The 11,510-nt window shown below is 67.3% G+C and carries 10 protein-coding genes and 1 pseudogene; 3 read left to right on the forward strand and 8 right to left on the reverse strand.

Annotated features, from left to right (window positions below; all coding sequences use genetic code 11):
• The first annotated feature begins 57 nt into the window (after positions 1-57).
• Complete coding sequence (locus AU072_RS13185; protein WP_064414178.1) at positions 58-1,263, forward strand: NADH:flavin oxidoreductase; 1,206 nt, start codon at positions 58-60, stop codon at positions 1,261-1,263.
• A 9-nt stretch (positions 1,264-1,272) separates the two neighbouring features.
• Here the strand turns inward: AU072_RS13185 and AU072_RS13190 are convergent, their stop codons facing one another.
• From AU072_RS13190 to AU072_RS13220, 7 genes and pseudogenes are all read right to left on the reverse strand, one after another.
• Positions 1,273-2,181, reverse strand: coding sequence for a LipP1 family hormone-sensitive lipase (locus tag AU072_RS13190; protein ID WP_064414179.1), 909 nt, complete (start codon positions 2,179-2,181; stop codon positions 1,273-1,275).
• A complete protein-coding gene (locus tag AU072_RS13195; protein WP_064350120.1) occupies positions 2,178-3,020 on the reverse strand; it encodes an IclR family transcriptional regulator in 843 nt (280 codons plus the stop codon). Before AU072_RS13195 ends, AU072_RS13190 begins: the two co-directional genes overlap by 4 nt.
• Before the next feature lie 200 nt (positions 3,021-3,220).
• Entirely contained in the window at positions 3,221-4,378 is a 1,158-nt protein-coding gene (locus tag AU072_RS13200; protein WP_064414180.1) for a zinc-binding dehydrogenase, read from the reverse strand.
• Between the two features lie 30 nt (positions 4,379-4,408).
• Positions 4,409-5,868, reverse strand: a pseudogene (locus AU072_RS13205) (FAD-dependent oxidoreductase).
• Positions 5,865-6,773: a biphenyl-2,3-diol 1,2-dioxygenase gene (gene bphC, locus AU072_RS13210; protein ID WP_064414181.1), complete on the reverse strand. Its 909-nt coding sequence runs from the start codon at positions 6,771-6,773 to the stop codon at positions 5,865-5,867. Before bphC ends, AU072_RS13205 begins: the two are co-directional and overlap by 4 nt.
• The gene (locus tag AU072_RS13215) at positions 6,773-7,954 is read right to left on the reverse strand and encodes an acyl-CoA dehydrogenase family protein (RefSeq protein ID WP_064414182.1); all 1,182 of its coding nucleotides are present in this window, start codon (positions 7,952-7,954) and stop codon (positions 6,773-6,775) included. The genes bphC and AU072_RS13215 overlap by 1 nt, the downstream gene beginning before the upstream one ends.
• A gap of 91 nt (positions 7,955-8,045) precedes the next feature.
• Positions 8,046-8,348, reverse strand: coding sequence for a 2Fe-2S iron-sulfur cluster-binding protein (locus AU072_RS13220; protein ID WP_064414195.1), 303 nt, complete (start codon positions 8,346-8,348; stop codon positions 8,046-8,048).
• A gap of 130 nt (positions 8,349-8,478) precedes the next feature.
• Between AU072_RS13220 and AU072_RS13225 the strand changes: the two genes are divergently transcribed.
• Positions 8,479-10,095: a flavin-containing monooxygenase gene (locus AU072_RS13225; protein WP_064414183.1), complete on the forward strand. Its 1,617-nt coding sequence runs from the start codon at positions 8,479-8,481 to the stop codon at positions 10,093-10,095.
• On the opposite strand, the gene AU072_RS13230 is transcribed toward AU072_RS13225, so the two are convergent.
• Complete coding sequence (locus tag AU072_RS13230; RefSeq protein WP_231744715.1) at positions 10,092-10,967, reverse strand: alpha/beta fold hydrolase; 876 nt, start codon at positions 10,965-10,967, stop codon at positions 10,092-10,094. The two genes, AU072_RS13225 and AU072_RS13230, sit on opposite strands and share 4 nt — an antisense overlap.
• 220 nt (positions 10,968-11,187) lie before the next feature.
• Here AU072_RS13230 and AU072_RS13235 point away from each other — a divergent pair.
• A partial coding sequence (locus AU072_RS13235; protein WP_174524482.1) for an ABC transporter permease occupies positions 11,188-11,510 on the forward strand: 323 nt, incomplete at its 3' end.

Consider the following 11,510-nt stretch of genomic DNA (forward strand, 5'->3'; position numbering starts at 1 on the left):
CCCGGCCATCGGGATGACACCGTTGACCGCGACCGTTCCGCGGAGCACCGTGGGCCGATGACCGTTGAGACGCTGGACCCGTTCGCGCCGGCCCGGCTCGGTCCGGTGAAGCTGCGCAACCGGGTCATCAAGGCCGCGACGTCGGAGGGCCGCTCGCCGGACGGCTTGGTCACCGACGACCTGATCGACTTCCACGTCGCGTTCGCCAAGGGCGGCGTGGGAATGACGACGGTCGCCTACTGCTGCGTCTCCAAGGAGGGTGCCAGCGCCCCCGGTCAGATCGTGATGAGCCCGGCGGCGCTGCCGGGACTGCGCAGGCTGACCGACGCCGTGCACGCGGCAGGCGCGGCGATCTCGGCGCAGCTCGGCCACGCCGGTGTCGTGGCTCCGAAGAAGCTGACCGGGGTCACCGCGCTCGCCCCGAGCCGCTTCGTCAACCCGACCTCCTTCGCCTACTGTCGCGAGATCACCCGCGACGAGATCCGCGCCGTGATCGAACAATTCGCCGCGGCGGCGCAGGTGGCCATCGACGCCGGCTTCGACGCCGTCGAACTGCACTTCGGCCATCTCTACCTACCGAGTTCGTTCCTCAGTGCGCGGATCAACCGGCGCAAGGACCAATACGGCGGTTCCATCGACAACCGGTCGCGGTTGGTCCGCGAAATCGCGGCCCGTGTCCGGGAAGTCGTAAAGGACCAGATCGCCGTCATCGCCAAACTCGACATGGACGACGGTCTGCCCGGCAGCATCTGGATCGACGAGGCCCTGCGGACCGCGCAGCTGCTCGACGCCGACTCCACGCTGGACGCCATCGAGCTCACTCAGGGGTCATCGGTCTACAAACCGATGTACCTGTTCCGGGGCGACGTTCCGGTCAAGGAGTTCGCCGAGGTGATGCCGCCGGCGCTGCGGCCCGGCGTACGCCTGGCGGGCAAGCGGGTCATGGGCAGATATCCGTACCGGGACCTCTACATGCTCGACGCCGCACGACAGTTCGTTCCCGTCATCGGCAACACCAAACTGATTCTGCTGGGCGGCATCACGAACTACGACCACCTCCAGACCGGGCTGCGCGAGGGTTTCGACTTCATGGCGATGGGCCGCGCGTTGCTCCGCGAACCCGATCTGGTCAACGCGATGACCGCCGATCACGACACCCGCAGCCGATGCAACCACAACAACAAATGCATGGTCACGGTGTTCGGCCGGACACACTGCGTGCTCGACCCGCACCAGCGCTACGGGCCGGTCACCAAGGCCTAGTGGCAAGCCTCACAACAACTTCGCGAGCTCTTGGCTGGCCTGACGCCGCGCCTCATGAGCGATATCGAGCATCGGCATCGTCATGAATCCGTGGATCCCGCCGTCGAACGTGCACCGCGCCACGGAGACACCGGCGGATTCCAACGCATCGGCGTACGCGACGCCCTCGTCGCGTAGCGGATCGTGACCCGCGATCACGACCACGGCCGGTGGCAGTCCGTCGAGGCGCGCCTGCAGCGGCGAGGCATACGGGTGGGTGCGGTCGACGGGGGAGGGCACGTACTGGTCCCAGTACCACTGCAAAGCGGGGCGCGGGTTGTAGAAACCCTTGCCGTACAAGCGGTATGACTCGGTCTCGAAGTCCGCGGCGATCATCGGGTAGATCAGCAGTTGAGCGGACAGTGCGGGCCCACCGCGATCGCGTGCCATCAGCGTGGTGACCGCCGTGAGGTTGCCGCCTGCGCTGTCGCCCGCGACCCCCAGCCGGCCCGGGTCGCCACCGAGTTCCGTGGCGTGCTCGGCCGCCCAGCACGTCGCGGCGTACACATCCTCCGCGGCGGCGGGCCAAGCATGCTCGGGCGCCAGTCGGTAGTCGACCGAGATCACCACCGCGGTAAGGAGATTGGCCAGGTTGCGGCACAGCCCGTCGTGGCTGTCGAGGTCGCAGAACACGAACCCACCGCCGTGCGCGTAGACCACAATCGGCAGCGCGACATCCGACGCCGGTCGGTAGATCCGAACCGGGACGCCTCCAGGGATGGTGATGTCCTCGACCGACCCGACGGCTTCGGGCTGTGCGGGCGGTACGAAGCGTGATCGGATGGTCGCTCGCGCCTGCGCGCCGGTCATGGTGTGCACCGGCGGAAAACCGGAGTCCAGCGCCTCGATCAGTTCGGCGATCTGCGGATCGAGTGTCACGCGTACTGCAGCACCGGCTCGCGGGGCGCCGTGGGCCGGGGTGCGGGCATGTTCCGCAGCGGCCGGGCCTGCTGCAGCGTCGGCGCGACCCGCCGGGGGCCGTCCTCGGCGTTGCGCCAGACCGCCATGGCTGTCATCCGCACCGGTGCGACGAGGCGCTGATCGAACATCATGCGGTTCATCGGTCCGCACACCGACACCGCCGCGACAGCCTCACCCTGACCGCCGATCGGTGCTGCCACACAACCGAATCCGGTGAGGGCCTCTTCACGGTCGAACGCGATGCCGTGCGAGCGTGCCTTGGCGAGTTCGGTGCGCAGCTGGGCGGGCGATCCGATGGAGTACTTGGTACGCCGGCTCGTCAGGTCGATGGTGTCGTAGTCCAGATCGCCCACGGACGCCAGCATCGCCTTGCCCAGGGCCGAACAGTGAGCGGGGTGACGCCCCCCGACGCGGCTGGGTATGGCTGCGCCCAGCCCGTCACCGATCTTCTCCAGGTATACGACGTCGGCGCCGTCCAGGACGGCGAGGTGGACGACGAGACCGGTGGCGCGGTGCAGGTCGTGCAGCAGAGGGACCGCCGCGCGGTGCAGGCGGTCCTGGTGCACCGCGAGCGACCCCAGCTCGACCAGCCGCATGCCCAGCTCGTAGTCGCGCCCGTTGCGTCGCAGCCACCGCAATTGGACGAGGCGCTCGAGCATGCGGTGTGCGGACGAGCGGGGAAGCCCGGTGCGGCGCACGATCTGCGCCAGTGTCAGCCGGCCCGGGCCGTCGAAGGCGTCAAGAACCAGCGATACGCGGTCGAGGACGGCGCTGGGTGTTTCGACAGTCGTTGTCATGTGGCCTCCGGCGAACGACCTGCGACAGGCAGGCGATATTTCTAATAGGAATATGCCTATTTGTAGCATGTCGCTGTGCGTGGTGTCACACGAACACTTCGATTGGCCTTCGGTCACGGAAATGACCTGCGGTTTCGGGCCACGCGTCGACGTGTCGCTAACGGGTTGATCGCCCGCACTGGGCGCGTGCGATCAACCCGCTAAGGCGAAATCGCGTCGCTCTGCGGGTCGATCAGGATCTTGGCGTGCGCTTCGGCCGCGCCGAGGACCTCGAAGGCGCGTGCCACGCCGCTCAGCCCCACAGTCCCGGTGACGAGCGCCGAGGCGTCCACCTTGCCGTCGGCGAGCAGGTGCAATGTGTCGCGGAACTCCAGCGGCGTGTAACCGAAGACGAACCGCAGGTCGATGTCTTTGCCGTTCGCGACCGCCGGGCGGAAGTGGTCGGTGCCCATGCACACGCCGACCACGACGACCCGTGACTGCACGGGAGCCGCGCGGATGATGCCGTCGATGATCCCGGGCACGCCGACACATTCGAAGACCACGGGCCGCTTCGGGCTCGCCGCGCCCAACCTGTCGGCGACCCGGTAGAGCTGCGACCAGCCCGGCACGCGGCGCAGCTTCTCCATCGTGCCGACGGCGAGTTCAAACAACTGTTGAGCCTCGGTGATCGCCCCGGACTGACCGGCGGCCGTGTACGGGGAGTCGACGGCGGGATCGACGACGACGTCGGCGCCACAGCGCGACGCCATCTCGCGGCGCGTGGCGGAGAAGTCACTCGCGACGATCGTGGCCACGCCGAGCGACTTCAGATGGCAGATCACCGCGAGACCGACCGGCCCGCAACCGATGACGATCGCGACATCACGCTTGCCGATCTGGCTGCGGCGCACCGCATGCAGGGCCACCGCCATCGGCTCGGTCAGCGCAGCGATATCGAGGTCGAGCCCATTCGGGACGACAAAGCTCATCGAGGCTTCGGCGAGGACGTGCTCGGCGTAGGCGCCGGGTGCCAGCGGCGACAGCCCGGTCATGTGCACACCGCCCGCCGCTCGCACCATCGGAAAAGACACCACGGGAGCCCCGGCCTTGAACTCCTTGGCGGCGCCCGGGCCGCGCTCGGCTACTTCACCGACGAACTCGTGGCCCAACACGACCGGCGTGTCCCGACGCATGAAGTCCGGATAACCGACCTCGTCCATCACGTCGGTCAGTTCGTCGGCATGGTCCTTCGCATGTAGGTCGGATCCGCAGATCCCGCAGCGCCGCACCTCGAGCAGCAGTTGCCCGCGTGCTGGGGCAGGGGTCGGGAGGTCGACGACGGACAGATTGCCTTGTTCGCAGCTGACGGCCTTCATGCGTCCATCGTGTACCACGCGGGCTGGGGACTAGGCGGCCGCCGCGCTCCGCCCCGCCCGCCGGCCGTAGAAGCTTCCGTCGCCCAACGAGATACCGCTCGCGTAGCCCCACGCCGCGAGGCCCGCGGTGCAGCGCCCCGCGGCGAACAGGCCGGGGATGGGCTCGCCACCGACGTGCAGAACCTCCGCGTTCAGCGATGTCAGCAGCCCGCCCAGGGTGAATCCGCCGGTGCTCTCGCGCAGATCGATCGCGCCGACCGGTGTGCCGATCGGTCGCAGCCACTGTGGCTTCTTGTGCAGCAGCGGATCCTCACCCGCGGCGGCGCCGGCGTTGTAGGCGGAGACGGTCGCTTGAAGCGATCCCGTCGGCAACCGCATCTCGGATTCGAGTTCGGCCACCGACTCGCACACCCAGGTCGGCGGGCGCAGCATCAACTGCGGCGACAGCGAGGCCATCGCCTCCTCCTGAGCTTCTCGTCGATGATCAGGTACGCCGTGTTGTCCTGGTGGTAGAGCGTCAACTGTCCGACCCTGCCCGGATAGGTGTCCTCGGCGACGTAGCGCTGCCCGCGGCCGTTGACGAGGATGCCCCGCACCAACTGTTGCGGATCGATGAAGATGGCCACCTCGGTGGCGTCCATGTGGGCGAGGTCGGCGCCCAGCGCCTGCGCCATCCGGATGGCCTGGCCGTCATGCTGCTCGATGGCGGCGGCGGGTCGGCCGGCGATGCGCGGGGCGTACTGGGCGACCATGGCCTCGTTGTAGGCGAAGCTGCCCATCGCGAGGACCACTCCGCGACGCGCCCGCACGGCGATCTCCTCGCCGTACCGACGCGCGCGAACACCGGCCACGCGGCCGTCGGACTCGACGATCAATCGCTGCACGCGGACGTCGTAGATGGCCCGTGCTCCCGCCGCGGTGGCCGTCTCCACGAGCGGCTTCATCAGCATGTAGCCGGCGCTCGCCTCGCCCTGCTTCTTGTCCGACATCTGCGGGACGTGTCCGCGCGGTGCGGGCGTGGCGATGGTGTTGAACGGGTAAGAGTTCTCCCCGCCGCTGTACATCAGCCCCTGATCGCCCATGGGTTCCCAACCCGGCTCGCCGAAGAACTCCGGCTTGAACCGCACACCGCAGCCGACGAGCCAGTCGAAGTGCTCGAGGCTGCCGTCGCAGTAGTCGGCGATGCGCTTCTCGTCGGCACCGGGCCCCATCGCGACGTTCAGGTAGGCGGCCATGTTCGCGACGGAATCGTCGAACCCGCAGGCCTTTTGGATGGGTGTGCCACCGCCGAGGTAGATGAAGCCACCGGCCATCGACGCCGCGCCGCCCCACGAGCCGGTGCGTTCGAGGACCAGGACGTCGGCGCCGGCGCGCGTCGCTTCCACCGCTGCCGCAGCACCGGCGATGCCGAAGCCGGCGATGACGACGTCGGCCTCCTCGTCCCACTGCGCGATATCCGCCGCGGGCAGCGGAGTGACGTCACCGTTCACGGGCGCATCGCCGCCGGCAGGTCGGAGACCCACTCATGGCCCCAGTAGCTGTCGGCGGTGATTTCCTCTGCGGTGTAATAGGTTTCGTCGACCCGCATTCCGTCGGTGCCGAACTCGATATCCCAGTCACCGGGCGCGCGCACGTAGAACGACACCATCTTGTCGTTGGTGTGCCTGCCCAGCGTCGAGGACAACTGGAAGCCGTCCTTGTTCACCCGGTCGAGTGCCTGTCCGACGGCGTCAAGGCTGTCGACCTCCACCATCAGGTGGATCACGCCCGGGTCTCGCAACGTCATCGCCGGGCAGATCGCCAGGCTGTGGTGGCGCGCGTTGATACCGAGGAACCGCACGCGCAGCGGCCCGAACTCCGGCGGCGTCGGAACGCGAAACGCCCCGCGCGACTTGAATCCCAGAACCTCGGTGTAGAAACCGAACAGCCCCGGGACGTCGAGCGCCGGCAGCACGACGTGGCCCAACCCCTGATCGCCGGTGACGAACCGGGCGCCGTACGGCGTCACCACCGGGCTGTGGTCGAGTACCGCACCGTGGAAGACCTCGGTGGAGGTGCCTGCCGGATCGTCGAATGCGATCACCTCTTCGACCCGGCGTGCGTCGGCCTCCTCGAGTGAGAGTTCCTTGACCGCTATGCCGGCGCCGTCCAGAGCGGCCTTCACCCGGGTCAGCGCCGCATGGTCGCGGACTTCCCAACCGACGGTGACGATCTTGTCGACGTCGCCGGGAACCACGATGATGCGCGCGGCGCGCTCGTCCATGCGTAGATACAGCGCATCGCCGTCGGGACCGGAGCCTTCGGCGAAACCCAGCACCTTGAACGCGAAGTGGCGCCAGCGCTCGATGTCGGTGGCCTGGACCTTGACATATCCGAGGCTCTTCAGATCACTCATCAGATCATCGCCCGCAGCGGGCCCTGCGGATCCACGCCCAGCGAGCTCAGCGCCGAGGCGTGAAATACCGTGCCGGGCACGTGAATTGCGTGCAGCTGCCCGACATGAACGTCGCGCCAGTACCGCTGCAAGGGCTTGTCCATGCGTGCGGCGTTGCCGCCCGAGCGGGCGAAGATCTCGTCGACGGCGGACACGGCGCGCCACACGGCGCGGATCTGGGTGCGACGTCCGGCGGCCCGGTCCTCGAAGCTGACCTTCTTGCCCGCGGCGACCATGTCGTAGATGCGGTCGGCGTTGGCGAGCAGTTCCTGGCGTGCGGCGTTGATGTCGGCGGCCGCCTCTCCGATGGCGTACATGACGTACGGGTCGTCCTTGATCGCAACGCCGCTGGAGTTCACGCGCTCGCGCTGATAGTCCAGATGCGCGGCCAGCGCGCCCTCGGCGATGCCGATGGTGGCGGCCGAGATACCGAGCGGGAACATCGTCGACCACGGCATCAGGTACAACGGTTCGGTCATACCCGCTTCACGCTGGGCGGTGCCGTCCATCACCTTCATCGCGTCCATCGTGCGGTACTCCGGCACGAACGCATCGCGCACGATGACGTCCTTGGATCCGGTGCCGCGCAACCCGACGACGTCCCACGAGTCCTCCACGATCTCGTAGTCCGACCGCGGCAGGATCATGTGCAGCATCTGCGGTGGCATCAGCGGTTTGCCCTCGGCATCACCGATCATCGCGCCGAGGATGATCCAGTCGCACGCGTCGGTTCCGGAGCTGAACTGCCACCGTCCGTTGAAGAGGTAGCCCCCGTCGACCGGCTTCGCGACGCCCTGCGGCGCGTACGGAGACGCCATCCAGGTGTCGACGTCCTCGCCCCAGACTTCCTCGCCTACCCGCGGATCGGCGTATGCCAGCTGGTACGGGTGCACACCGACCACGCCGTTGATCCAGCCCGCCGCGGGGTCCAGGGCCGCGGTGGCCATCACGGTCTCGGCGAATTCGCGGGGATGGGCCTCGTAGCCGCCGTGCTTCTTGGGCTGCAGCAGGCGGATGGACCCGGCGGCCTTCATCGACTTGACCGTGGTGTCGGTCAAGCGTCCGATCTTCTCGGCCTCGGCGCCCTGGTCTTTGAACTGCTCGGCCAGGTGCATCACCCGGTCGAGTACGCGCTCACTCATGCTGATGTCCTCACTATCGGCTGCACTTGATGGTCTACCGCACCGGACGGGCGAATGGGACGCAATCCCGGTCAGCGGGCGGGGTTTCGGCTCAATACTCGACATGAATGTCGTCGCTGAGCGGTCGGGCCTGGCATCCCAGGATGAGGCCGTCGGCCAGGTCGGCGGGCTCGAGGATGTCGCAGGTGGCCATGTCGACCTCGCCGGACACCACGGTCGCGACGCATGACCCGCAGTGGCCTTCCCGGCACGAGTGCGGGGCATCGATCCCGGCGTCGAGCATCGCGTCGACGAGGGTCTTCTCGCGCGGCCAGCGAAGGTGGTGGCGGGTTCCGTCCAGATCGACGCAGGCGGTGGCATCGACCCGGGTAACGCTGGCCTCGGTCTGTGACATGCGCTGATCTTCACCGTCCGCGGCCACCGGGTCGACCGGTACTTCCGATGGGCGGAACCTTCCTGCCTCGATTGCCCGGTCATCGGGAAACTGCAGGGGTATCGGCTCCGCCACGACCTACCGTGGCTGCGTGGGTATCTCCGAGGAGCGGTCGAACGTGGACGCGGTGGTGGTCGGCGCCGGCTTCGCCGGCCTGTACGCGTTGCACAAACTGCGATCGCAGGGCTTGTCGGTGCGGGTGTTCGAGGCGGCGCCGGAGATCGGGGGGACCTGGTACTACAACCGCTATCCGGGTGCGCGCTGCGACGTCGAGAGCGTCGACTACTGCTACTCGTTCGATCCGCAGCTCGAGCAGGAGTGGGACTGGTCGGAGAAGTACGCGACCCAGGCCGAGATCCTGCGCTACCTGAACTGGGTGGCCGACAAGCTCGACCTGCGCGACGGCATCACGTTCAACACCCGGGTCATCTCGGCGGTGCTCGACGAGAACGATCTGAAATGGACGGTGACGACCGACGCGGGTGAGGTCGTCACCGCGCGCTTCTGTGTGATGGCGACCGGTCCGCTGTCGGCCGCGCTGACGCCCGACATTCCCGGCCTCGACGGTTTCGCGGGGGAGCTGTACCACACCGCGCACTGGCCGCACGAGCCCGTCGACTTCACCGGCAAGCGAGTCGCGGTGATCGGTACGGGTTCATCGGGCATCCAGTCCATTCCGGTCATCGCCGAACAGGCCGATCGCCTCTACGTCTTCCAGCGGACACCCAATTACAGTGTGCCCGCCGGTAATCGACCACTGACCGACGAGGACCGCGCCCAGATCAAGGCGACCTACGCCGAACGCCGCCGGTTGTCGTGGCGCAGCGGCGGAGGCTCACCGCACATCGCTCATCCGAAGCTGACGATGGAGGCCACCCCCGAGGAGCGCCGCGCGGCGTTCGAGAAACGCTGGGAACTCGGCGGTGTGCTGTTCTCGAAGACGTTCAGCGACCAGATGATCGATATGGCCGCCAACGAGGAGGCGCGCAAGTTCTACGAGGAGAAGATCCGCGCGGTGATCGACGACCCCGAGGTCGCCGAACTGCTCATCCCCAACGACCACCCCATCGGGACGAAGCGAATCTGCACCGACACCAACTACTTTCAGACATTCAACCAACCGCACGTAAAGCTGGTCAGCGTCCGCAAGACGCCCATCGTGTCGATCGACGCCAACGGCATCAACACCTCCGACGCCCACTATGACGTCGACGCGATTGTGCTGGCCACCGGCTTTGACGCGATGACCGGCGCACTGGCCAAGATCGACATCGTCGGCCGCGGCGGTCAGAGTCTGCGCGACGATTGGGCGCACGGTCCGCGCACCTACCTCGGTCTCGGCGTGGACGGCTTCCCGAACCTGTTCCTGGTCTCGGGCCCCGGTGCGCCCGCGGTGCTCGCCAACATGGTGCTGCACGCCGAGGCGAACGTGAACTGGATCGCCGAGGCGATCTCCTACCTCGACGGACATGGTTACACCGCACTCGAACCCACCGCCGATGCGGTGGACAACTGGATCACCGAGTGCAACCGGCGCGCGGATGCGACGTTGTTCCCGAAGGCCAACTCCTGGTACATGGGCGCCAACGTCCCGGGCAAACCGCGCGGATTCATGTTGTTCATTGGCGGTTTCGGTGTCTACCTCGACATCTGCAACGAGGTGGCCGCCGCGGGTTACAAGGGCTTCCGGCTGCTGGGGCCGTCCTAGGCCTCACGGGTCAAGAACGCCAACACCACGTTCTCAAAGGCCTCCTTGGCCTCGATCATCGCCCAGTGCCCGCAATTCGGGAACACGTGTAGCTCGGCGTTGGGGATGGTGCGCATCGGTATCAACGCCATGTCCAGCGGGCTCACCCGATCGTCTCGCCCCCACGTCAGCAGCGTGGGTGCGGCGACCCTGTGCATCTGCGCCCAGGGCAGCGGCGCGTCGCTGCTGCGCATGAACGCCATCATCTGAGCGAAGGCCTTCTTGCCGTACATGCGGCGGGCGGCGGCCAGGGTGTCCGGATCGGTGGCCAACTGCCAGCGTTCCTCGATCAGCTGTTCGGTGACCAGAGACTGGTCGTAGACCATCGAGTTGAGCCAGTCGACCAACCGCTGCCGGGTCGGATCCTCGGTGAACTCCTGGAGCAGCCGGATCCCTTCGCTCGGGCCGGGACTGAAGATGTTGGTGCCGATGCCGCCGATCGTGACCAACCGGCCGATGCGGTCGGGGTTGTTGATCGCGAAGTTGATGCCGACACCGCCTCCCATCGAGTTGCCGACGATGTCAACGTGGTCAACCCCGAGCGCGTCGAGAAACGGTGCGACAGTGCCCTGTGCGGTGATCATCGGATGTCCGCCGAAATCGTCGCTGACCCCGAAACCGGGAAATTCCAGAATCAGGCACCGGAACCGCTCGGCGAAGGTCGGTAGCACGCCGCGGAAGTTGCGCCACCCCGTGACGCCGGGGCCGGAGCCGTGCAGAAACAGCAGCACGGGACCGTCGCCCACGTCGTAGTAGCGCAGCACTCCGGCAGGTGTCGGCGCCTCGCGGCGGTCGTTCTCGACTCGGGCGATGAAGGCTGCGGTATCGGTCACGCCCCATAGCCTGCCACGCGCATATTTCACCGCCGGCGGTTGTTCCGTTCATCGGGCGTCCCGGTAAGCGGGATGCTCACTGTGCCGCTGAACGATTCACTGCGACGCTGCCGATCGAGACACGGGCCGTCGATGCGCCCGCGTAATCAGGAGGCCCGATGTCACCCGCGATCCCGTCAGGGTGTTTCGCGATGACGGCCGCACGCGGAGTCGTGAGGTGATGGCGACCGACGCACCGGAGCGGTGGTCGGCGGGTCTGCCGCCGTTGCGGAATTTGGCCGGGCCGATGCAGGCGGTCGGGGCGTTGTTCGCGATGTCGGCTGATGCGGTGCGGTTTGTGTTTCGTCGGCCGTTTCAGTGGCGGGAGTTTTTGGAGCAGTGCTGGTTCATCGCTCGGGTGTCGTTGGCGCCGACGTTGTTGGTGGCGATTCCGTTCACGGTATTGGTGTCGTTCACGCTCAACATCTTGTTGCGCGAGTTGGGTGCTGCGGATTTGTCGGGGGCGGGGGCCGCGTTTGGTGCGGTGACCCAGGTGGGCCCGTT

It is taken from the genome of Mycolicibacterium novocastrense (assembly GCF_001499835.1).
Classification (GTDB): domain Bacteria; phylum Actinomycetota; class Actinomycetes; order Mycobacteriales; family Mycobacteriaceae; genus Mycobacterium; species Mycobacterium novocastrense.